Source organism: Cutibacterium modestum (assembly GCF_008326345.1).
GTDB classification, from domain to species: domain Bacteria; phylum Actinomycetota; class Actinomycetes; order Propionibacteriales; family Propionibacteriaceae; genus Cutibacterium; species Cutibacterium modestum.
This window is the reverse complement of the sequence record NZ_BJEN01000001.1, coordinates 218,371-240,532: the sequence shown is the minus strand read 5'-3', so window position 1 is coordinate 240,532 and position 22,162 is coordinate 218,371. Positions and strand designations below refer to the sequence as shown.

Genomic DNA, 22,162 nt, shown 5'->3' with positions numbered 1-22,162 from the left:
GTGGACCACGCTGTCGCGACGCGGCGATATGGTGCCACAGTGAGTGAGGATCTCTTCGGCAACGTCACGTCGGCTCAATCTGACGCGACCAGTGGCGGGTCCCTGGACACTCCCAACCCCGACGCACCGCTGGCAGTTCGGCTCCGCCCGCGCACCATTGACGAGATCGTCGGTCAGCAACATCTGCTGACTTCCGGATCGCCTTTGCGTCGCTTAGCCGAGGGGACCGGAGCAATGAGTGTGTTCTTATGGGGCCCTCCGGGAGTTGGCAAGACAACGATCGCCTCTGTCGTCTCTCACGCCACAAACCGACGCTTCGTGGAGATCTCAGCTGTGACGGCCGGGGTCAAAGACGTCCGTCGGGAACTCGACACTGCTCGGCGTCAGCTGGCCTTAGGAAAGCCGACGGTGCTCTTTGTCGACGAGGTGCACCGCTTCTCCAAGGCTCAGCAGGACGTCCTCCTCCCGGCGGTGGAGAACCGCACCGTGACCCTGATCGCCGCAACCACCGAAAACCCGTCTTTTTCGGTCATCTCCCCGCTATTGTCGCGTTCTTTGCTGCTGACCCTCAAACCGCTCACTGATACTGATATTTCATCATTGATCGATCGGGCCCTGAGCGATCCGCGTGGCCTGCGAACGGAGTCCGACGGACTCTACGTCCTCGAGGACGATGCCCGCGCCGACTTGCTGCAACTAGCCGGGGGAGACGCACGACGTGCCCTCACCTATCTTGAGGAAGCCGCCGCTGGGGCCAGCGCTGCCAGTACTGACACGATCACAAGCCCAATTGTCTCTACTGCCGTAGATCGCGCCGCAGTGCGCTACGACCGGAACGGCGATCAGCACTACGACGTCATCAGCGCTTTTATTAAATCGGTGCGAGGCTCCGACGTTGACGCTGCCCTGCACTATCTGGCCCGGATGATTGAGGCGGGGGAGGACCCCCGTTTTATTGCGCGGCGTCTGGTAATTCTTGCCAGTGAGGACATTGGTATGGCCGCCCCTAGCGTGCTGCAGACCTGTGTCGCGGCTGCCCAGGCCGTCCAACTGATCGGGATGCCCGAGGCTCGCCTCAACTTGGCCCAAGCCACCATTGCCGCATCGACCGCGCCGAAATCCAACGCCGTCATTACCGCGATTGATGGGGCCCTAGCTGATGTGCGCGCTGGAAAGGGAGGCGATGTACCCGCCCATTTGCGTGACGCCCATTACTCATCGACCCACGATCTAGGCCATGGGGTCGGATATCGTTACGCCCACAATTTCCCACATGGGGTTGCCGAACAGCAGTATCTGCCAGACGACATTGCGTCAACCCGGTATTACGAGCCGACCGATCATGGCAACGAGGCTGCCATCGCACAACGTCTGGGCCAGATACGGGTGCTGCTTGGGCGAGATTCTGAGGAGAAAAAGTCATGACCTTGGGTCAGATAGCCGGACTCATCGCGGCATTCGCGGCGGTGGTGCTTGTCGCACTGTGCGCGGTGCCGCTGCTTAAGTTCGGCGGTGTCCTTGACGAAGTGCGCAAGACTGTCCGTGACGTCGATAAGTCCACTGTGCCGATCCTCGAGGAACTCAAAAGCACCGTTGCCATCACCAACGGCGAGATTTCCAAGCTCGATCAGGTAATCGAGGACATCCACACAATTTCTGAGCACGGCACCGTCGTTACTGGCCAGGCTGCCGAGTTAGCTCAGACCTTTACCCAGACCGTCGGGACGCCGATGGTTAAAGTTGCTGCCTTTGGTGAGGGAGTGCGTCGGACGATTCGGCGTCCGAGGCGGCGAGCGCGCCAGTCCCAGGTTGGGAATACGGCTAGTCCTGCCGAGGTAAGCCACAGCGCCACTGCGGCCAGAGACGGCACCAACCAGGACTGATCTGGGAGAAGCAAGTAAGCGCCCCCCAAAAATCCTGTGGCGCGGTGAGGTGTGGCCTGCCACGCGTGCGGGTAGGGTTGGGGGGCGGTGTCCCGACATGGGACGGCTCCTACGGGCCACAAAGAGCGACCACGTCAAGAAGGGCTAGGTATGAGAACAGCGGAGATCGGACAGCGCTTCGTCGACTTCTTTGCAGGTAAGGGCCACACCGTAGTGCCGAGCGCCTCGCTGCTCTACAACGACCCCACTCTGCTGTTCGTGAACGCCGGCATGGTGCCGTTCAAGCCTTATCTGATGGGCACCGAGCCTTCCCCATGGAAGCGTGCTACCAGCATCCAGAAGTGCGTGCGTACCCTAGACATCGATGAGGTTGGCAAGACCACCCGTCACGGCACTTTCTTCCAGATGCTGGGTAACTTCTCCTTCGGTGACTACTTCAAGAGTGAAGCTATTCAGTACGCATGGGAGCTCGTCACTAAACCAGCAGATCAGGGCGGTCTGGGCTTCGACCCGTCCAGCATCTGGGTGACGGTTCTCGGACCTGGATTCCACCCTGACTACCCGGAGGGCGACATTGAAGCGCGCGAAGCGTGGCGTGCCGCGGGTGTCCCCGACGGGCATATTCAGGGTCGCTCCCTCAAAGACAACTACTGGCATATGGGGGTTCCGGGCCCCGGTGGTCCGTGCTCGGAAATTTACATCGACCGCGGTCCAGCCTATGGCCCCGATGGCGGCCCGGAGGCAGATGAGGACCGTTACCTTGAGATCTGGAACCTCGTGTTCGAGACCGAAGATCTCTCGGCAGTGCGCGCTAAGGACGACTTCGACATCGCCGGTCCGTTGCGCAGTTTGAACATTGACACCGGCGCCGGTCTCGAGCGTATTGCCTACCTGCTCCAGGGTGTTGACAACATGTACGAGACCGACCAGGTCTTCCCCGTTATTGCGAAGGCTTCCGAGATGTCGGGCAAGCGTTATGGCGCTAACCACGACGACGACATCCGGCTGCGTGTGGTTGCCGACCACGTCCGTTCCGGTCTCATGCTCATGACCGACGGAGTCACCCCCGGTAACGAGGCGCGCGGATACGTGTTGCGTCGTCTGCTGCGTCGTGTCGTCCGGGCCATGCGTTTGCTCGGCGTGGCGGATCCAGTACTGCCCGAGTTACTTCCGGTCTCCCGTGACCTCATGGCCGATTCCTTCCCCGACGTGCTTACCGAGTGGGACCGCGTCATCAGCGCCGCCACAGCGGAGGAGGAGACCTTCCGACGCACCCTGAGTGCGGGTACCGCCATGCTCGACGCAGCGGTGATCGATACTAAGGTCTCCGGATCAAAGACCCTCTCGGGGGAGAAGGCCTTCCAGCTCCACGACACCTATGGGTTCCCGATCGACCTCACTCTCGAAATGGCGGCCGAACAGGGACTAGAGGTGGACCGCGACAAGTTCACTGCCCTCATGGCTGAGCAACGCGCCCGCGCCAAGGCTGACTCCAAGACAAAGAAGGGTCTGCTCACGGACCCGGAGGCCTACGCCCAGATTCGCGCCCTCGGTGAGACCCCATTCCTCGGTTATACCGACCTAACGGTCAACACCACCGTTACTGGCATCATCGCCAATGGCACCTCTGTGACGGCTGCTGGACCTGGATCGGTTGTCGAAGTTGTGCTGGCCGAGACCCCGTTCTATGCCGAGATGGGTGGACAGGATTCTGACTCCGGCATTATCCGCGCCAACGGGTTCGATCTTGAAGTTCTTGACGTGCAGCGTCCTGTACCAGGCTTGATCGTCCACAAGGTGCATCTTGACGGCGATCTGGCCGTTGGTGATCAGGTGACGGCCGTGGTTAACCCGACCACTCGGTTTGGGGCCTGCCAGGCCCATACCGCTACCCATGTCATCCACGCTGCTCTACGTGAAATCGTGGGGCCGTCGGCTACCCAGGCTGGCTCCTATAACAAGCCTGGGTACCTGCGCTTCGACTTCTCCGCTACTAAGGGTCTTTCAGACTCCCTGAAGGACGAGATCGAAGAGCGTTGCAACGTTGCCATTCATGACGACTTCGAGGTCACTGACACCCAAATGCCGTTGGAGGATGCCAAAGCCATGGGAGCGATGGCCATGTTCGGCGAGAAATACCCGCCGATCGTGCGCGTCGTCGAACTAGCGGGCCCATGGTCGCGCGAGTTGTGTGGTGGCACTCACGTTGCCTCTACTGGCCGCATCGGCATGCTGAGTCTGTTGGGTGAGCAGTCGGTCGGTTCGGGCACCCGTCGCGTTGAGGCCCTCGTCTCCACTGATGCTTTCCGGCATATGGCGGCTGAGCGGACGCTAGTTAACGAGTTGACCGGAATTCTCAAGGTGCAACCGGACCAGCTCGCCGACCGTGTCTCGAAGCTCGTCACCGATCTGAAAGACGCCGAGCGCAAGCTCGCCGCTGCTAGAACCCGTGAGCTCATGAGTCAAGTCGATGACATCGTTGCCGGGGCCACCTCGGCCGGATCCTTCGACTTTATTGCTGCCAAAGTTCCGGGTGTCGTGGGTAACGATCTGCGCACCCTTGCTTCCGAAGTCCGGGGCCGCGTCAAGGATCGCCCCGCCGTCGTTACCCTTATCGGCGGCACCGATGACAAGCCGGCCATGATCGTCGCCGCTACCGAGTCCGCACGCGCTGCTGGCGCCAAAGCAGGCGCCCTCATCAAGGCTGGCATTGCCCGGATTGGTGGCCGCGGTGGCGGTAGGGACGACATGGCCCAGGGAGCTGGCAGCGACTCTGCCGGAATTGATGCCGCTCTGCGTGCCGTTGACACTGAGCTGACCGCGCTGTGACCCCCGCCGAGCGTCCGGACACGTCGCTGCGCGGTGTAAGGCTTGCCATTGATTGGGGAAAGGCACGAATTGGCGTGGCCGCGAGTGACCGCGACGCGATTCTGGCGTTCCCCGTCGAGACGGTGCAGACCGCTAACCGCCCCATGCAGCGCTTGGCCGAGATTGTTGCCGAGTACGAACCGGTTGAGGTCATCATGGGACTTCCGGTGGCCCTCAACGGTACCGAGCAATTAGCCGCGCGAGACATTCGGGATGCCGGACGCCAGTTGGCCGAGGCCATTAGCCCAATTCCGGTGCGCTGGGTAGATGAGAGAATGACCACACGTACCGCGGCCCGGGCACTTCACGATGCCGGACGCAACGCGCGTCAACAGCGTGGCGTGATTGATCAAGCTGCTGCTGTGGCCATACTGGAGGACGTGTTGGAGCAAGTCCGGTCGGCTCGACCGGAGACGACGACAGGAGGTGCGGATTCGTGAGCGGACCATTCGACGAGCACGATGACCCTAAGGCGGAGTTCTGGTACAAACTTCGCAGCGCTGTCGCCGTCATCCTTTCCTTGGCCGTGCTCGTCGGCGGGTGTGTCTTCGTCGGCATGAAAGTCTACGACGGCTACATCTCCTACAAGTCTGCTGACGACTACCTCGGAGATGGCGAGAAAGACGTCTTGATTCGGGTACCTGCTGGCGCATCGGTGAGTGAGGTTGGTTCGATTCTGCTCGATAACGACGTCATTAAGTCAACGAAGGCGTACAATAAGGCCCTTCGCGAGTCAGAATCTGACGTCACCATTCAGGCCGGCCAGTACAAGCTCAAAACTCATATGAGCGCTACTAAGGCCATCTCTATCCTCGGCAACCCAGATAATATCCAGCGCACCCGTGTCACCCTCCCCGAGGGCTTAACCGCAGAGCAGCAGTTTGGGATCATGGCCAAGGGAACCACGATGCCAGCCAACAGCTTCAAGAATGCGTATAAGCAAACTGCGAAGCTGGGTCTGCCAGTCTGGGCCAACGGGCGTCCAGAGGGCTTTCTCTTTCCCGACACCTATGAGGTGGGGTCGAATCCAACCCCATTGGAGATCCTGCAGATGCAAACGAATCAGTTCGCCAAGCAGGTTAATACGATGAACTTCATTGGCCAGGCTCAGACTATTAAGCGCAGTCCTTACGATGCTCTCATCGTTGCCTCTATCTTGGAAAGAGAGGCCAAGAAGCCTAAAGACATGCAGATGGTCGCCGGGATTATCTATAACCGTCTCCAACAGGGTATGAAGTTGGAGTCAGATGCCACGGTGCTTTACGCCAACCACGCTGAGGGCAAGCTGACGACGACCGACGAGCAGCGTGCCAAGGATTCTCCGTACAATACGTACCTGCACAATGACTTGCCGCCTACCCCTATCGACAATCCCGGTGCGGCATCCATGGAGGCAGCTGTAACGCCCATTAGGAGTGACTACTTCTATTGGGTTGTCACGGATCCCGACAAGGGCACTACGGCGTACTCTAAAACACTTGCCGAGCACGAGAAAAACGTCAAGAAATTCCAAGCTTGGTGCCAGGCTCACACGGGTAGGTGCTAAGTCAGCACGCACTGATAGAGGAGAACTGATGATGCGCTGTGCGGTGGTCGGCCATCCGGTTGCTCACTCTTTGTCCCCGGCAATCCACTGCGCCGCGTACCAGCTCCTCGACCTAGACTGGTCCTACCAGGTCATCGACGTCGAGCCTGGCGGCTTGCGGGCCTTCATCGCTAGCCTTGACGATTCCTGGCGAGGATTGTCAGTGACGATGCCCCACAAGGTCGATCTGGTCGAGCTGGGGGAGACTGACGCGACGGTCGACTTGTTGGGAGCGGCAAATACCTGGGTCCGTCGCGATGGCAGAACCATTGTCCGAAATACCGACGTCACGGGGGCAGAAGTTGCGCTTCGTGCCAGGGGAGTGACTGAGGTCGAGAAGGTTGCCATGCTAGGGGCGGGTGCAACGGCCCGGTCTGTTGTTGCGGCTGTCATTGGAATGGGAGCGGGCGAAGTCGTCGTGATGTCGCGCTCGCGTGAACGATCTACAGAGATCCTTAAGCTCGCTGATGATCTCGGCGCTCACGTCGCCTGGTTACCTTTCGATTCGGAACCCCCGCGGTGCGATCTCATGGTCTCGACGGTTCCAGCCAGATCCCTCATGACACGTGCTAAAGACCTTACTGCTCGGGCTGACGCAGTCTTTGACGTCGTCTATGACCTTTGGCCGACACCTGTGGCTGTCGCTGGCAAGGTCACTGGTGTCACCGTTATTGACGGACTGGATCTACTCGCTGGACAAGCGGTCGACCAGGTGCAGCTCATGACTGGTCACCGGGTGCCAATGGACGTCTTAAGGTCCACCGCGCAGAACGCGCTGGTCGAGCGCGTCGGCCTTTGAAAGACTGGGTCCATGCTGCGTTATCTCACTGCCGGGGAGTCTCACGGCCCTGCTCTCGTCGCGACGATGGAGGGTATTCCCGCGCATGTCCGCGTCGGGGCTGTGGAGATTTCCGAGGAATTGCGACGCCGTCGTCTCGGAGCCGGGCGAGGAGCCCGCATGTCTTTCGAGGCCGACGAGTTGGAGCTGATTGCAGGATTCCGCCATGGCGAGACTTTAGGTGATCCCATTGCGATTCGGATCGACAATTCGGAATGGAGGAAGTGGCGCACCGCCATGGCTCCCGGACCGGTGACCTCCGAGGAATTAGCAGGTCAAGCTCGTGCAGCCGCGCTCACGCGACCTCGTCCAGGCCATGCTGATCTAGCTGGTATGCAGAAATACGACTTCGATGAAGCCCGGCCAGTCCTAGAGCGCGCTTCCGCCCGTGAGACGGCTGCCCGAGTGGCATTAGGTGCGATTGCGAAGGCCTTCCTTAAGCAGGCTCTTGACGTCGACGTGCTGTCCCACGTGGTGTCCCTGGGGCCTGTCGCTGCCCCGAACGGTCTGCATCCGGGGCCTGACGACCTACCACGTATTGACTCGGATTCAGTACGGTGCGCCGATCCGGCCACGAGTAAGCGCATGGTCGCGGAAATCGAGGTCTGCCGCAAAGAAGGCGACACCCTGGGAGGTGTCGTCGAGGTGCTCGCTTACGGTGTACCGGCTGGGTTGGGATCGCATAGTCAGGGGGATCGGCGACTCGACGCCCGTCTTGCCGGAGCTCTGATGGGCATTCAGGCTATTAAGGGAGTCGAGCTCGGTGACGGTTTCGACCTGGCCCATCGCCGAGGATCGCAAGCTCATGACTGGATGGAGCCGACTCAGGCCGGTATCCACCGAATGAGCGACCACGCCGGTGGCACTGAGGGCGGTATGTCGACCGGTCAGGTATTACGGGTGCGTGCAGCCATGAAACCGATTGCCACCGTTCCGCGGGCACTACCGACCGTTGACGTGGTCACCGGCCAGGCCGCCAAGGCCCACCACCAGCGTTCCGACGTGTGTGCGGTTCCTGCCGCCGGTGTGGTGGCTGAGGCTATGGTCGCACTGGTGTTGGCTGAGTGTGCTCTGGAGAAATTTGGCGGAGACTCGGTGGCCGAGACCCATCGCAATGCGCAGGCGTACCTGGATCGTCTCGCCGAACGTGGTCTGGCGGTGGCCCCGTGATAGCCCTCATCGGTGCCCCTGGGTCAGGAAAGTCGACCGTCGGGCCATTGCTGGCTGAGCGCCTTGGCGAAGAGTTCATCGACGTCGATGCCTTAATTGAGCAGGTTGAGGGACGCGACATTCCGGAGATTTTCCTCGTTGAGGGGGAACCGTATTTTCGCAACGTCGAAAGACGGGAGACCCTCACCGCCATTGAGCGCGGCGGGGTGGTTTCCCTGGGCGGGGGAGCCCCGGTCGACGTCGAGGTCGGGAAAGTGCTTGACCAAGCATGCGTGGTCTGGCTGGACGTCTCGGCTCGAACCGCCGCCGATCGCGTCGGGCTCAAGGACACCGGTCGCCCTCTGTTGGGAAGCCAGGTGCATTCGCAGTTGGTGCGGCTGATGAAGGACAGGCGAGCGGTGTATCAGCGTCCCGCAACGATCCGGGTGATGACTGACACGCTGTCACCGGAACAAGTCGTGGATGTCATTGTGTCCGAACTAGCCGACTTAGAGGGGGAGTCGTGAAACTCGCTGAGGTAGCCACGGCACAGCCCTACCAGGTGAAGATTGGTTCGGGAGCAGCCCACGAGTTGGCTGGCTTGGTGGCAGGACGCCGGGCAGCCGTGGTGTGCCCGCATACCTTGGTACGTCTGGTCTCACGTCTTGGCCTTGACGAACCCGTGGTCATCGAGATTCCCGACGCCGAGGCCGCCAAAACACCCGAGGTTCTCGTCGATAGTTGGCGTAGGTTGGCTGAGGCCAGCATGACTCGCGGGGACGTCATTGTTGGGTTTGGGGGAGGAGCCACTACTGATGTTGCGGGGTTCCTGGCCGCTACGTGGATGCGGGGGATTGACGTCATCCACGTTCCGACGACGGTGTTGGCTATGGCGGACGCCGCGATCGGTGGCAAGACTGGCATCAACATTCCTGCCGGGAAGAACCTTGTTGGCGCCTTCTACGAACCCATTGGCGTACTGTGCGATACGGACTTGCTGACGACCCTGCCCGCGCGAGAGGTGCGTTCTGGTCTGGCAGAGATCGTCAAGTGCGGGTTCATCGACGACCCGGTGATCCTTAATCTCATCTCCAACGATGCCCAGGCGGTCCTCGACGTCACATCCGAGACTTTCGTTGAGGTGCTAACGCGTGCAATAGCCGTCAAGGCTGGCGTGGTGAGCGTGGATCTGCACGAGCGAACGTCATCGGGTGGCGAGGTCGGGCGCGAGAGACTCAACTACGGTCACACCTTGGCCCACGCTATCGAGGCCTTCAAGCATTTCACGTGGCGTCATGGTGAGGCCGACGCGGTGGGCATGGTTTTTGCGGCGGAGCTGTCGCACCGGTACCTCGGACTATCTGATGAGGTCCTCGGGCGCACCCGAACCATCCTCTCTGGGATCGGATTGCCCGTTACCTGTGACGGCGTCAAGTGGGCAGATCTGCGCAGGACAATGAATCTGGACAAAAAAGCTAGGGTAGATCCGCAAACCGGGCGTCGGGTACTGCGATTTGTCGGTATCCGCAAGCCCGGTCAGGTTGCCATGATCGTTAACCCGGACGAGGCTGCATTGGCCGAGTGCTTCGACAAGTGCTCTGCGAGGTAAATCATTAGGCCTCGGTAACGCCGCCGATCCCAAGCAATTTGACGGCTCTGGAGACATCCCGTTGAGTAGCCTTGAGTTTTACTTGGTTTCCCATGCCCGACTTGAGCTCAGTGTCGACGGCATGAACCCGGATCGGACCGTCGCTCTTAGAACCGATGAAAATCGGGATGTACTCGGCCTTCGTCGTTGAGACTTTCCCAGACCGCACCCTGAACGTGACCCGACCAACGACTCCTTCATTGGTGCCAGGCATGCGAGAAGACTGCTGGGCGACGAAATTGCCCAGCCCATACATGACAAGTTTGCCGTTCATCCGCGTCCACGGCTCAACGACATGGCTGTGGTGGCAGTAGACCATGTCGATGGCAGGGGACGCGGTTAGGCGCCGTGCTAGCCGGACCTGCTCCTGCGTAGGTTCGTGGTGATATTCGAGGCCAGAGTGGGCCGCGACGATGACGATGTCGGCGCCAGCCTTCTTGGCCGCCTCCGCCCTCTTAATGAGGTGGTCTGCCTCGATGTCGCTCCACGCCCATGATGTGCTCTTAGGTGGGGTTGACCCGTTAAGGCCATAAGTCCCGGAAACCAGCCCCAGCTTGAGGCCGTTGCTACCTGTCACGATAACGGGCCGTTCAGCCTCAGCCTGAGTTCGGGCTGTGCCGGAATACTTAACGTGCGCGGCGTCCAGGGCATCAAGGGTGGCCTTCAGACCAGGGAATCCACGGTCAAAGGAGTGATTCGAGGCAGTACTGCAGGCATCAAACCCGACAGTAGCGATCGCCTTGGCGATCTCAGTGGGCACCCCGAACTCTGGATAGCCGGAGTATCGAGAACCTTTAGGGGCAACGGGTACCTCTTCGTGACAGATTGACACGTCGGCGTTGCGGAGAATAGGCGCAACGGTTCCGAATATGGGCGCGAAGTCATTCTTTCCATGGCCATCCTCCCGTGCCGTGCGCCATGTGGAAGGGTGCCAGAGCAGGTCACCAGAGACGGTGACCGTCAGCGATCCGTCGACTCTGCGATGAATCGAGGGCTGAGCTGTGGCTGCCTTCAAGGGTGTAGCGAACGTCACCGTCGTAGGTGTGGATCCAGAGGCCGCAGGCTTACCAGCGGTCGAGTGCGACGGTGTGAAGGAGGGCTTCGACGCGGCTGATGAGGCCACAGGGACAGGTACGGCGGCGTCGTCAGGCGGGGGTGCCGTCGCGCATCCGCTGGCCGCGAGTCCGGTGGCTAGGGCAGCTACAGTCCATCCTCGTCGAGGCAGAATCATTTAGTCTCCAACCATGTCTCGGGCCCGACGCACCAACCTCGGATCGGGCTGTCCGACAACGTCCGCATCCTTGCCTTCATAATCATATTGCAACAAGAAATACCTCATCGCATTAAGACGTGCGCGCTTCTTATCATTGGACTTGACACATATCCACGGCGCGGCATCGGTGTCGGTCGCGGCGAACATCTCCTCTTTGGCACGGGTGTAATCGTCCCAGCGCCCCAGCGACTCCAAGTCCATCGGGGAGAGCTTCCAGCGACGAACTGGATCAAGCTGACGAATTGCGAACCGGGTACGCTGCTCCTGCCGGGTAACCGAGAACCAGAACTTCGTCACATGAATGCCTGATTCGATCATCATCTCTTCAAGAATCGGCGCTTGGCGAAGGAAGATCCGATGCTCTTCATCGGTGCAAAAACCCATAACCCGCTCGACGCCACCGCGGTTGTACCATGAGCGGTCGAAGAGCACGATCTCTCCAGTCGTGGGGAGGTGCTGAATATAACGCTGGAAATTCCATTGGCCCAGTTCACGATCCGACGGCTTGTCAAGCGCGACGACGCGACAGCGACGGGGATTGAGGTGTTCGCTGAACCTCTTAATGGCTCCACCTTTGCCGGCTGCATCACGGCCTTCAAAGACGATGACGTGACGTTCACCGGTGTCATCGATGGAGTACTGGAGCTTGAGCAGCTCAATTTGTAGCAACCTCTTTTGGGTTTCGTACTCGCGCCGATCCATGAGGTTCGGGTACGGATAATCTTCGTGCCAGGTTTCCACAGCTGAACCGTCAGGGGCGATGAGTTCAGGATCGTCGCCATGCTCATCGGAATCGACGACATACCCGGCATCAGCGACCAGGTCAATGAATTCGCGCAATGAGTGCTGGTCGGAATCCGTTGCGGGGTCGAAACTGGCTCCCAGCTCGCTAGAGTCGAGATCGTGCGTAATCTCACGTTATCGTGCATGTGGCGCGGTAGGGCAGCCTCACGGTAAACGGACAATGACGTGATCTCCAGCAGGTGCCTACCTGCCGAGCGCGCGGGCCACCCGGTTTGTGGCAGTACCCCATCAGTCGAGACTCCGGTTGGCTGAAGTGACGCTCTCCTAAGCAACGGGGCGCGTGAAGATTCCGCTACACTTGTTAAGGATGGGCGAGCGTGGCTAGCCCGCCCGTTTATCTCCCATCTGACGACTCCGAAAGGGACCGACCTGTGGTTATCTCCACCAATGACATCAAGAACGGCACCGTTCTCGACCTCGACGGCCAGCTGTGGACGGTCATCTGGTTCCAACACCACAAGCCGGGTAAGGGCAATACCGTCGTGCGTACCAAGCTCAAGCACGTGCTGAGCGGGAAGGTTGTCGATCGCACCTTTAACTCCGACGTCAAGATTGAGTCGGCTGAGGTCGATCGTCGCGACATGCAGTACCTTTACCAGGATGGCGACGCCTACATCTTCATGGATGAGTCGACCTATGAGCAGTTGCCGATTCCGACCGAAGTTGTCGGCGACGCCAAGGACTTCATACTTGAGAATCAGACCGCAACTGTGGCTCTGCACGAGGGGAACCCGCTCTACATTGATCTGCCGGCCTCGGTTGAGTTGGAGATCACCTACACCGAGCCGGGCCTGCAGGGTGACCGTTCCACCGGTGGCACTAAGCCTGCGACCCTCGAAACTGGCCGTGAGATCCAGGTGCCGCTGTTCATCACCATGGGTGAAAAGGTCAAGGTCGACACCCGTTCCGGCGATTACCTCGGCCGTATCTCCGAGAAGTGAGCACGAATACCGTTCCCATGCCTGACGACGAGGGTCCCATCGAGAGGATCGGCGACCTTGAGGTCAGACGCACCAGCGGGGACATCCAAAAACACGCGGACCTCTCGACCCGGTCGAAAGCCCGTAAACAGGCTCTCGACATCCTGTTTGAAGCGGACCTCATGGGCACTGATCCTCTCGAGGTTCTTGCAGCGCGTCCAAGTGTCTTCATCAATCCAGTCAGGCCATTCGCTGCTGATTTGGTCCGTGGTGTGGCTGCCACCCAGGCAGGCCTTGACTCAGTCCTGGCTGACTGTCTTTCCGAAGGCTGGACGCTGGACCGAATGCCGCGGGTGGATCGCATCCTCGCCCGCCTGGGCACGTTCGAGATCTTGCATACAGATACCCCGAACCCAGCGGTAATTTCGGAAGCAATCGAATTGAGCGAGGAGTTCTCAACTGACGATTCAGCTCCGTTCCTCAATGGGCTTCTTAGTGCGGTCATCTCTCACGGGCCTGCCCGTGTCGAGGATCTGCCGTCCGATGACGCTATCCCCTCAAGCTCCCTAGAGCCGCACGAGGATTGTGAGCAGTCGCTCAACGAGGGTGACGACGTCGAGGCCATACCTAGCGGTGCAGACAGTGCCCTTTCCCCAGCCGAAGCGGACAATGGGGACGCGACTAGCGGAAACGCCGGCGATCTTGAGAACTCCGCTAATAGCGTTGATCTGACCGGCGGAGAGCATTCAACCTCAGAAGATTACGAATTGGACACAGATCTCCACAAAACCGACGCAACAGGTGACTAAGCAGACTAATGTGCCGAACGTCTCCATCGGATCCCCGGTGGAGATTTCCCACTGTTGCGCGGAAGCGCTGCACACTTGATTGGAGGGGCTCGTGTCCATACCCACCCTTTCACCTGAACAGCTTTCGGCTGCTCGTGAAGCAGCGACACGGGCAAGGAGAGTTCGCGCTGACTTCAAAGCGAAGGTTCGCTCCGGCGACGTAACCTTGTCTGAAGTTCTCGATAAAGCCGCTAACGACGAGGTACTCGCTCACATCAAGGTCGTCGACCTGCTCAAAGCCCTGCCGCGTGTCGGAGACAAGCGCGCAGCCGAAATCATGGAGCGTCTCGAAATCGCTCCTAACCGGCGTATCCGTGGCTTAGGGCGCCATCAGGTCGCCGGTCTGCGCGCGGAGTTTGATCGACGTTCCTGAGGCGATTAGCCCCCGGGCACGGCCGCGTCGCTATGTGGAGCATTAGACCATTAGGGTGTCCCTATGAGTTGCGACCCCGTCATTCCCCAGGCCCGAGGCCTTTGTCATCACGGCCCGGTCCCGGTGGCCGTCGTCTCCGGACCTACTGCAGTCGGTAAGGGGACGGTGGTGGGAGCGTTGCTCCGTAGCCATCCAGAGATCGTCGTTTCCAGGTCGGTGACTACGCGTCCGCCGCGCCCCAAAGAACGTGACGGGATCGATTACGACTTCATCACACCAGAACAGTTCGACAAGCTGGTTGCCTGCGACGGGTTACTCGAGTGGGCCACCGTCCATAACAGCCACCGGTACGGCACGCCACGCGGCCCCGTCGAACAGGCAGTTGCCGATAATCGCACCGTCATCTTGGAGATTGATCTGCAAGGAGCTCGCCAGGTGCGCGAGACCTATCCTCAAGCGACCCAGATTTTCCTCGCGCCGCCGTCATGGGGCGAGTTAGTCCGCCGCTTAGTCGGCCGCGGCACGGAGACACCGGAGCAGCAGAAACAACGTCTGGAGACTGCAAAGATGGAGTTGGCCAACGCCGATGAGTTTGACGCCGTGGTCGTCAACGATACCGTGGATCATGCCGTTTCCCATCTGGTAGAATTACTGAGTCTGTGACCATATCTGGAGGACATTCCTTGACCGAGACCACGCCTGAAGGCATCGTCAACCCGCCCATTGACCAGCTCCTCGAGCACGTCGATTCGAAGTACCGCCTCGTCCTTTTTGCGGCGAAGCGCGCCCGTCAGATCAATGCGTATTACTCGCAACTAGCAGAAGGCCTGCTAGAGAATGTCGGCCCGCTAGTGGAAACGACCAACCAGGAGAAACCACTATCTATCGCCATGCGTGAGATCCAGGCCGGCGTCGTGGAAGCCCACGAGATGGATGCCGAAGAGATCGCTGCCCAGGCCGCTGCGGCCCAAGAGGCCCCGGCTATTGAGTTGGACGACCCCTTCGCTGATCTCGCTGACCCGAACGCATGATCTGAGTCCGGCGTGAGTGTCGTCGTTCTCGGTATCGGGGGAGGCATAGCCGCCTACAAGGCATGCCTGCTCTCGCGGCTCCTCTCTGAGGCCGGCCATGAGGTTCACGTAGTCCCTACTAGAGCCGCCCTCGAATTCATTGGGAGCCCGACCTGGGAGGCACTGAGCGGACATCCGGTCCACACCGAAGTTTTCGACGACGTTCCCGGCGTGGAGCATGTCCGCTTGGCTGAGCGTGCCGACGTTGTCGTGGTGGCTCCAGCAACTGCCGATCTCATGGCACGCATTGCGGGGGGCCATGCCGATGACCTCCTGACTGCGACGGTTCTCGCCACCTCAGCGCCAGTGCTGCTCGCACCCGCTATGCACACTGGTATGTGGCATAACGCAGCTACCGTTGATAATGTCGCGACCCTTCGTCGCCATGGCATTGTCGTTAAGGACCCCGCTTCTGGACGCCTTACCGGTCGTGACTCGGGCCCGGGGCGTCTGCCTGACCCTGACGAGATTGCAGAGTTCGTTGACCTTCTTATCGCTGCGCCAGAATGTGCCTCCGCCATGGCTCAGCAGGATCTCGCTGGAAAACGCATCGTCGTCTCCCTGGGCGGCACCCGAGAAGCCATCGATCCGGTGCGTTACCTCGGTAATTCATCGTCGGGTCGAATGGGCAGGGCTATCGCTCAAGTTGCAGCTGCTCGCGGAGCCGATGTCCACATTGTCGCTGCTCACACTGACGTCGTCATGCCGTCGGGCGTGCAAATTACTCGCATTGATAGCACCGAAGACCTTGCCGATGCCATGGACGACCTGGCTCGGCAGGCGGATGTTGTCATCCAAGCTGCTGCTGCGGCTGACTTCGCGCCGGTCGCTGCCGACACCAAGATCAAAAAGCACGAGGGGAACAACGCCACAGGCGCAACGATGACCCTCCACCTTCATCAGACTCCCGACGTGTTGGCCCGTATCTGTTCCCAATCGATACAGAACAGGGTCGTCGTCGGATTTGCCGCCGAGACGGCACCAGACCATAACCAGCTCTTGAAGCTGGCCCAAGCCAAACTCGCACGCAAGGGTTGCGACCTTTTAGTCGTTAACGATGTGAGCGGCGGAAAAGTGTTCGGCAAGGTCGGCACCGACGTAACCGTGGTCAACCAGCAGGGGCCGGGTCGTCGTATCACCGGATCGAAGTCGCAGGCAGCTGTCGTCATCCTCGACGAGGTCCACGCGCTGCTGGCTACTCAGTAACACAATGCGCGGCTTGTGGCCGCGCGGACAGGAAACGCCATGCCCACTCGTCTGTTCACATCGGAATCAGTGACGGAAGGCCATCCGGACAAGATTGCCGACGCCATTTCCGACGCTGTCCTTGATGCCATGTTGGCCGAGGACCCCCATTCTCACGCTGCCGTGGAAACCGTGGTGACGACCGGGCAGGTGATGGTCTGCGGCGAAGTCACCACCGAAGCCTACGTCGACATCGCTGGCATTGCTCGCTCCCGCATTCTTGATATCGGCTACGATTCGTCCTCCAAAGGTTTTGACGGTGCCTCCTGCGGCGTTTCGGTCGCGATCGATGCGCAGAGCCCTGACATTGCCCAAGGGGTGACTGCGGCCTATGAGACTCGTCATGGTTCCACAGACGTTATTGACACCCAGGGGGCCGGGGACCAGGGCTTGATGTTCGGCTATGCGTGTACCGAAACTTCTTCTCTCATGCCGCTGCCTATCGACATGGCCCATGCGCTGTCCTTGCAGCTGACAAAGGTCCGCAAGGAAGGTGCGCTGGAGTATCTGTGCCCCGATGGCAAGACCCAGGTAACGATTCGCTACGACGAGGACGAGAAGCCCGTAGCGGTGGACACCGTCGTCGTGTCGAGCCAGCATCGTGCAGGAATTAATTTGGATGCGACGATGACCCCCGATCTACGTCGTCTCGTGATCGAGCCGGTGCTGGATCGTTACGACCTCGATCATAAAGACATACGGGTGCTCATTAACCCGACTGGCAAGTTCGTCATCGGTGGCCCGATGGGCGACGTCGGACTGACCGGTCGCAAGATCATTGTCGACACCTATGGCGGGATGGCGCGTCATGGGGGAGGTGCCTTCTCCGGAAAGGACCCGTCTAAGGTCGACCGTTCCGCAGCGTACGCGATGCGCTGGGTAGCCAAAAATGTCGTGGCAGCGGGTCTAGCTGATCGTTGCGAGTGCCAGGTTGCCTACGCCATTGGTACTGCTCGCCCGGTAGGATTCCGTATCGACACGTTTGGCACCAATCACGTGCCTGAGGCTGTCATCGAGCGCGCCGTCGGTGAGGTTTTTGACCTGCGACCCGGTGCGATCATCGCGGATCTTGACCTGCTACGGCCGATCTATTCCCAGCTGGTCGCTGGTGGTCATTTCGGTCGCGAGTTGCCGGGTGCTACTTGGGAACTGACGAACCGCGCCGAAGCCTTGGCTGCGGCCGCGCGTCTCTGAGAGAACTACCGCGGCGCCGTCGGTGGTGGGCCGTAACATCTGCCCTATGACCGAACCGTTATTGGAAACGACGTCATGGATCGCCCATGTTGTCGTCTCTTCCGGTCTGGCCCACCTCGACCGTCCTTTCGACTACCTGATCCCCGACGATCTCGTCGATCGAGTCCAAGTCGGAGTGCGGGTGCGGGTCAAACTCGCCGGTCGACGGTGTGACGGCGTCGTCGTGGGGGTGGACCATGAGCAAGAGCCTGGAGTCACATTGGCCCCAGTTGAAAAATTGGTATCCGGCCAGGTTGTTGCTACGCCAGACCAGCTCAACCTGGCCCGTCATGTAGCCGACCACTGGGCAGGCACCTTGGACGAAGTGCTCAGGTGGGCTGTCCCCACCCGGCACGCTACGACAGAGGCTGCCAATCCTCCACCGTGGCCAACACCGACACCTACGATGCCGGCTGGGACCTTGATGGCCCTAAGCCGGGGCCGCCACTTCCTTGGGCTGCTTAAGGCCGGAGAACGCCCTCGAGCCCACTGGCGAGTTACCCCGGTATGCGGCCCGGGAGACGATGATCGCCTCGGAGATTGGAGCAACGGGCTACTACAAGCGGTCTGCGCCACCGTGGCCTCTGGACGCAGCGCTGTGGTGTGTTGCCCGACGGTTGACGACGTCGCCACCTTGCACGCGAGATTCCAAGCTGTTTTAGGACCTGGGACCGTCGCGGTGCTCCACGCTGATCAACCAGCATCGACGCGCTGGCGTCACTATCTGGCAGTCATTCGTGGTACAGCGAAAATCGTTGTAGGGACGCGCTCGGCCGTCATGGCACCGATGGCAGATCTGGGGTTGATCGCTGTCTGGGATGAAGGCTCCGACCTCCATGACGAGCCACGAGCTCCGTACCCGAATACCCGCGATGTGGCTGCGCTGCGGGCTCAGATTGATCACTGTGCTTTGTTATTGGCGAGCTATTCTTGTTCAGTTCGTAGCGCCTCGTGGTTAGAGTCAGGATGGCTCGTCGGCATCGGCGCTGACCGCCCGACGATGCGGGCAGTCTGTGCGCAGGTTCGCATTCCTGGTGATTCTGATATCGCTATAGAACGTGATCCGTTGGCGCGATTAGTTCGGGTCCCCGACCTTGCCATGACGGCTATTCGTGATGGATTGTTGCGTGGGCCTGTTCTGGTTTCTGTTCCGCGAGTCGGCGATCTCGTCTCCCCATCATGCCCACGCTGCCGAACACCAGTGCGATGCTTTTCGTGCGGTGGACCGGTTATCGGGCGGCGAACTGAATCTGGGGTCGATCTCCATTGCACCTGGTGCGGCAGTCACTTACCTGCGTGGCGCTGCCCAGAATGCGGTTCTACTGAAGTGCGGTCAGGCATTGTGGGAGCGACGACGACTGCCGCGGAATTAGGCCGGGCATTTCCAGACGTCCCGGTGGTGGATTCGTCCGGTAATCACGTTCGGGAGAGCGTCGATTCGACTCCCCGATTGGTTGTTGCCACTCCAGGGGCTGAACCCGCACCGGAATCGGGCTATGCCTGTGTTGTCATCTTGGACGCGGTGTCCTCGTTGTCGAGGCCCGGCCTGGCAACGGTGGAGCAGACCGTTGATCGGTGGATGACAATCCTGTCCTTAGTCCGATCAGTTCGGGACGGAGGCCGGGCAGTCGTCGTCGGTCCTTCCGAAAACGCCGCTTTACAGGCCATGGTTCGAAATGACCCTATCGGATGGGCGACACGTGAATTCGCCGATCGTCGAGAGGCACGTTTTCCTCCCGCGGTAGCGTGTGGAATTGTCGACGGTAACCCGAAAGCGGTGGCATCGGCAGCACAGCGGCTACGCGAGTGGTTCGGGGCCGACCTAGAGGTACTTGGCCCAACTCCCCAACAGCGTCGTGCCGGAGAATCGGAGCGGGACCAGGTCATCGTGCGTCCTAGTGGCACGATGTCTCTCGCCGAACTTTCCCAGAAACTGTTCCGGCTACGGTCCAAGCACACTATGGACCACGAGCCGGGCAGTCTGCGCGTCGTTATCGACCCAGCCAACCTGTTGTGAGACCGATAGGCTTGCGTTGTGAGACTTCTTTTTGCTGGTACCCCGGACGTGGCCGTCCCCACGCTGGCGGCCTTGGCAGCCGATCCCCGGCACGAGGTAGCTGCTGTCCTGACCCGGCCTGACGCACCAGTGGGACGCCACCGCACTCCGCGTCCGTGCCCGGTCGCCGAGAAGGCCGAGGAACTTGGTATCCCCGTTATCAGGGCGATAAACGTGAAATCCGGCGAAGGTCACGACGCTATCGCGTCCCTCAACGTCGATGCCGCAGTCGTCGTCGCCTACGGAGGCCTCATCCCCGCCGATCTGCTAGCAGTACCACGATATGGCTGGATCAACCTCCACTTTTCTCTTCTGCCGCGGTGGCGTGGCGCCGCTCCCGTGCAGCGGGCCATCATGGCAGGAGATGAGGAAACGGGCGCTTGCGTCTTTCGGCTGGTTGAAAGCCTTGATGCCGGCCCGGTGTACCGCACCATGAGGGTGCCTATTGGCGCGACGACGACCGCCGGTGAGCTTCTTGACGAGCTTGCATGTACTGCAACGCCTCTTGTTATTGCGACCCTTGAGGACATTGAAGCTGGGGTCGAGCCAACACCACAGTCTGCTGAGGGAGTGACAATCGCTCCACAAATCCATCCCGGTGACGTCCGAATCGCCGTCACTGCTGACGCTGAGGAGATCGACCACCTCGTCCGAGGTGCGTCCCCGGCGCCAGGGGCGTGGGCTAAGTTAGACGACAAGCGTTTCAAAATCCTGCAGACCCGCTTCGTTGAAACTGGGGACGACGTCCCGAACTCTGTGGCGACGGCTCAACCTGGTCAACTCGTCGCAACCCGAAAGAAGTTATTCCTTGGTACTGGCTCGCAGCCCCTCGAACTGTTGCAGGTGCAAGCCTTTGGGAAAAAGGCCATAAATGGGACTGATTGGGCTCGCGGGGCTCACATTGACGCCGGAACTAGACTGCGATGAATCAGTGTCCGCATCAGAAGCGTCGTAAGGCTGACCCGGCGCGACGACTGGCCTATACCGCCCTGTTAGCGGTGGAGACTCATGGTGCCTATGCCAACCTGGCTCTGGCAGATCAATTGCGCGCTGCCAAGATGACCGGGCGCGATGCGGCATTTGTCACTGAACTGGTGGATGGAACTTCTCGGGGGACGGGTACCTGGGACCGCATCATTGAGGTAGCTTCCCGCCGAAATCCCACTAAACTCCAGCCGGGGGTTCGGGTGATGTTGCGCATGGCGGCACATCAGATCCTGGCCATGAGGGTACCGACGAGGGCTGCCGTCGCATCGTCAGTCGATCTCGCTGGTCAAGTCATTGGGGAGCGCGTCACCGGCCTTGTCAACGCAGTATCGCGTCGTATCAGTACCCATAGCCTTGACGAGTGGGCCACCGAGATCGGCGGGCGCAACGCCGTCGATGTCCTGGCGTTGCGCACCCTTCACCCCACTTGGATCGTCGAAGCTTTTCAGGACCGTCTGGGTCCTAATGAAGTGGAAGACGCCTTACTGGCCGACAACGAACCGCCAGTCCCCACCTTGGTCGTTCGTCCCGGGCTCGCTGAGCGCGCCGAAATAGCCTCCGGGACTCCAACTCGATATTCCCCGTGGGGAGTTGCACGTCCCGGAAACCCGTCGGAGGTCGCTGCGGTGCGTGAGGGCCGGGCTGGCGTACAAGATGAGGGGTCCCAGCTGGTCGTCTTGGCCCTGCTGCGTGCAGCTGAGGCGAGTGGCTGCCTCGGCCCGTGGCTTGATCTGTGTGCCGGCCCGGGCGGAAAATCCGCGCTGCTGGCTGGACTTGCGAACCAGCGTGACAGCAGTCTGACCGCGGTGGAACTGCATGAGCATCGTGCCGATCTCGTTGCGAAAGCCCTCAAGCCCATCCCGGGTAACCATCGCGTAATGACTGCCGACGGCACACGCCCGCCACTTCCAGCGCAGTCCTTTGCCGCCGTTCTTGCTGATGTCCCGTGCTCGGGTCTGGGATCCTTACGGCGACGCCCAGAAGCGCGGTGGCGTCGTACCCTTACTGATGTCAAGGAATTGACCCAGCTTCAACGCCGGCTTCTCACCTCAGCGGTAAACCTCACCCGACCAGGTGGGGTCGTTGGGTACGTTACCTGTTCACCGCATCGAGCCGAAACCATCGACATCATTAATTTTGCGCGCGCTACCTTACCTGTCGACGTCCTCAACGCTCCCGCCATGCTCCCCGATATTCCTAACATCGCTGCATCTGGAAACTCCAACACCATCCAACTGTGGCCCCACCGCCACGGTACCGATGCTATGTTCTGCGCGCTGTTGCGCAAACGCAACGAGTCAGAAGCATCATGACACTTTGCACCACACCTGGGGTCTATGACCGCAACCCATGATTAGATTGCCCCAACCGGGATGCGGAGC

Annotated in this window: 22 protein-coding genes; 20 read left to right on the top strand and 2 right to left on the bottom strand. The window is 60.2% G+C overall.

Features of this window, described 5'->3' with window-relative positions; genetic code table 11:
- The first annotated feature begins 39 nt into the window (after positions 1-39).
- The 9 genes from F1563_RS01235 (at position 40) to F1563_RS01195 (ending at position 9,932) form a co-directional block, all read left to right on the top strand.
- Positions 40-1,425 carry a replication-associated recombination protein A gene (locus tag F1563_RS01235; protein ID WP_002526819.1) on the top strand — a complete coding sequence of 462 codons (1,386 nt, stop codon included), beginning with the start codon at positions 40-42 and terminating at the stop codon, positions 1,423-1,425.
- A complete protein-coding gene (locus F1563_RS01230) occupies positions 1,422-1,883 on the top strand; it encodes a DUF948 domain-containing protein (protein ID WP_002526818.1) in 462 nt (153 codons plus the stop codon). The genes F1563_RS01235 and F1563_RS01230 overlap by 4 nt, the downstream gene beginning before the upstream one ends.
- A gap of 150 nt (positions 1,884-2,033) precedes the next feature.
- Positions 2,034-4,712: an alanine--tRNA ligase gene (alaS, locus tag F1563_RS01225; RefSeq protein WP_002526817.1), complete on the top strand. Its 2,679-nt coding sequence runs from the start codon at positions 2,034-2,036 to the stop codon at positions 4,710-4,712.
- Positions 4,709-5,191: a Holliday junction resolvase RuvX gene (gene ruvX / locus F1563_RS01220; RefSeq protein ID WP_002526816.1), complete on the top strand. Its 483-nt coding sequence runs from the start codon at positions 4,709-4,711 to the stop codon at positions 5,189-5,191. The genes alaS and ruvX overlap by 4 nt, the downstream gene beginning before the upstream one ends.
- Entirely contained in the window at positions 5,188-6,297 is a 1,110-nt protein-coding gene (gene mltG, locus F1563_RS01215; RefSeq protein ID WP_002526815.1) for an endolytic transglycosylase MltG, read from the top strand. Before ruvX ends, mltG begins: the two co-directional genes overlap by 4 nt.
- A 31-nt stretch (positions 6,298-6,328) precedes the next feature.
- On the top strand, positions 6,329-7,135 hold the full coding sequence (locus F1563_RS01210) for a shikimate dehydrogenase family protein (RefSeq protein WP_036958236.1): 807 nt from the start codon (positions 6,329-6,331) through the stop codon (positions 7,133-7,135).
- Positions 7,136-7,147: 12 nt separating this feature from the next.
- The gene (gene aroC / locus F1563_RS01205) at positions 7,148-8,344 is read left to right on the top strand and encodes a chorismate synthase (protein WP_002526813.1); all 1,197 of its coding nucleotides are present in this window, start codon (positions 7,148-7,150) and stop codon (positions 8,342-8,344) included.
- Positions 8,341-8,850, top strand: coding sequence for a shikimate kinase (locus F1563_RS01200; RefSeq protein ID WP_002526812.1), 510 nt, complete (start codon positions 8,341-8,343; stop codon positions 8,848-8,850). The genes aroC and F1563_RS01200 overlap by 4 nt, the downstream gene beginning before the upstream one ends.
- On the top strand, positions 8,847-9,932 hold the full coding sequence (locus F1563_RS01195; RefSeq protein WP_002526811.1) for a 3-dehydroquinate synthase family protein: 1,086 nt from the start codon (positions 8,847-8,849) through the stop codon (positions 9,930-9,932). Before F1563_RS01200 ends, F1563_RS01195 begins: the two co-directional genes overlap by 4 nt.
- 4 nt (positions 9,933-9,936) lie before the next feature.
- On the opposite strand, the gene F1563_RS01190 is transcribed toward F1563_RS01195, so the two are convergent.
- Positions 9,937-10,986, bottom strand: a complete 1,050-nt coding sequence (locus F1563_RS01190) for a CapA family protein (RefSeq protein ID WP_002526810.1) — start codon at positions 10,984-10,986, stop codon at positions 9,937-9,939.
- Here F1563_RS01190 and F1563_RS01185 point away from each other — a divergent pair.
- Positions 10,973-11,206 carry a hypothetical protein gene (locus F1563_RS01185; RefSeq protein ID WP_002533739.1) on the top strand — a complete coding sequence of 78 codons (234 nt, stop codon included), beginning with the start codon at positions 10,973-10,975 and terminating at the stop codon, positions 11,204-11,206. The genes F1563_RS01190 and F1563_RS01185 overlap by 14 nt on opposite strands.
- On the opposite strand, the gene ppk2 is transcribed toward F1563_RS01185, so the two are convergent.
- Positions 11,203-12,084 (bottom strand): polyphosphate kinase 2, encoded by an 882-nt coding sequence (gene ppk2, locus F1563_RS01180; protein ID WP_002526809.1) that lies wholly within the window; start codon positions 12,082-12,084, stop codon positions 11,203-11,205. The genes F1563_RS01185 and ppk2 overlap by 4 nt on opposite strands.
- A 335-nt stretch (positions 12,085-12,419) precedes the next feature.
- Here ppk2 and efp point away from each other — a divergent pair, with 335 nt between their 5' ends.
- The 10 genes from efp (at position 12,420) to F1563_RS01130 (ending at position 22,093) form a co-directional block, all read left to right on the top strand.
- Positions 12,420-12,989 carry an elongation factor P gene (efp, locus tag F1563_RS01175; protein WP_002526808.1) on the top strand — a complete coding sequence of 190 codons (570 nt, stop codon included), beginning with the start codon at positions 12,420-12,422 and terminating at the stop codon, positions 12,987-12,989.
- Positions 12,986-13,777, top strand: a complete 792-nt coding sequence (gene nusB / locus F1563_RS01170; protein WP_172623545.1) for a transcription antitermination factor NusB — start codon at positions 12,986-12,988, stop codon at positions 13,775-13,777. Before efp ends, nusB begins: the two co-directional genes overlap by 4 nt.
- 79 nt (positions 13,778-13,856) lie before the next feature.
- A complete protein-coding gene (gene mihF / locus F1563_RS01165) occupies positions 13,857-14,189 on the top strand; it encodes an integration host factor, actinobacterial type (protein ID WP_002526806.1) in 333 nt (110 codons plus the stop codon).
- 63 nt (positions 14,190-14,252) lie between these two features.
- Complete coding sequence (gene gmk, locus F1563_RS01160; RefSeq protein WP_002526805.1) at positions 14,253-14,852, top strand: guanylate kinase; 600 nt, start codon at positions 14,253-14,255, stop codon at positions 14,850-14,852.
- 20 nt (positions 14,853-14,872) lie between these two features.
- On the top strand, positions 14,873-15,220 hold the full coding sequence (gene rpoZ, locus F1563_RS01155) for a DNA-directed RNA polymerase subunit omega (RefSeq protein ID WP_002516821.1): 348 nt from the start codon (positions 14,873-14,875) through the stop codon (positions 15,218-15,220).
- A 12-nt stretch (positions 15,221-15,232) separates the two neighbouring features.
- Positions 15,233-16,465, top strand: coding sequence for a bifunctional phosphopantothenoylcysteine decarboxylase/phosphopantothenate--cysteine ligase CoaBC (gene coaBC / locus F1563_RS01150; protein WP_002526804.1), 1,233 nt, complete (start codon positions 15,233-15,235; stop codon positions 16,463-16,465).
- A gap of 39 nt (positions 16,466-16,504) precedes the next feature.
- On the top strand, positions 16,505-17,698 hold the full coding sequence (gene metK / locus F1563_RS01145; protein WP_002526803.1) for a methionine adenosyltransferase: 1,194 nt from the start codon (positions 16,505-16,507) through the stop codon (positions 17,696-17,698).
- Between the two features lie 46 nt (positions 17,699-17,744).
- On the top strand, positions 17,745-19,754 hold the full coding sequence (locus tag F1563_RS01140; protein WP_036958215.1) for a primosomal protein N': 2,010 nt from the start codon (positions 17,745-17,747) through the stop codon (positions 19,752-19,754).
- Positions 19,755-19,772: 18 nt separating this feature from the next.
- Positions 19,773-20,720 (top strand): methionyl-tRNA formyltransferase, encoded by a 948-nt coding sequence (fmt, locus tag F1563_RS01135; RefSeq protein ID WP_002526800.1) that lies wholly within the window; start codon positions 19,773-19,775, stop codon positions 20,718-20,720.
- On the top strand, positions 20,717-22,093 hold the full coding sequence (locus F1563_RS01130; protein ID WP_002526799.1) for an RsmB/NOP family class I SAM-dependent RNA methyltransferase: 1,377 nt from the start codon (positions 20,717-20,719) through the stop codon (positions 22,091-22,093). The genes fmt and F1563_RS01130 overlap by 4 nt, the downstream gene beginning before the upstream one ends.
- The last annotated feature ends 69 nt before the right edge of the window (positions 22,094-22,162 follow it).

Bases quoted from the DNA above. Each gene is read 5' to 3' on its own strand.
- F1563_RS01230 (WP_002526818.1), top strand. From the start codon at position 1,422: ATGACCTTGGGTCAGATAGCCGGACTCATCGCGGCATTCGCGGCGGTG.
- alaS (WP_002526817.1), top strand. From the start codon at position 2,034: ATGAGAACAGCGGAGATCGGACAGCGCTTCGTCGACTTCTTTGCAGGT.
- F1563_RS01210 (WP_036958236.1), top strand. From the start codon at position 6,329: ATGCGCTGTGCGGTGGTCGGCCATCCGGTTGCTCACTCTTTGTCCCCG.
- aroC (WP_002526813.1), top strand. From the start codon at position 7,148: ATGCTGCGTTATCTCACTGCCGGGGAGTCTCACGGCCCTGCTCTCGTC.
- gmk (WP_002526805.1), top strand. From the start codon at position 14,253: ATGAGTTGCGACCCCGTCATTCCCCAGGCCCGAGGCCTTTGTCATCAC.
- metK (WP_002526803.1), top strand. From the start codon at position 16,505: ATGCCCACTCGTCTGTTCACATCGGAATCAGTGACGGAAGGCCATCCG.
- F1563_RS01140 (WP_036958215.1), top strand. From the start codon at position 17,745: ATGACCGAACCGTTATTGGAAACGACGTCATGGATCGCCCATGTTGTC.
- F1563_RS01130 (WP_002526799.1), top strand. From the start codon at position 20,717: ATGAATCAGTGTCCGCATCAGAAGCGTCGTAAGGCTGACCCGGCGCGA.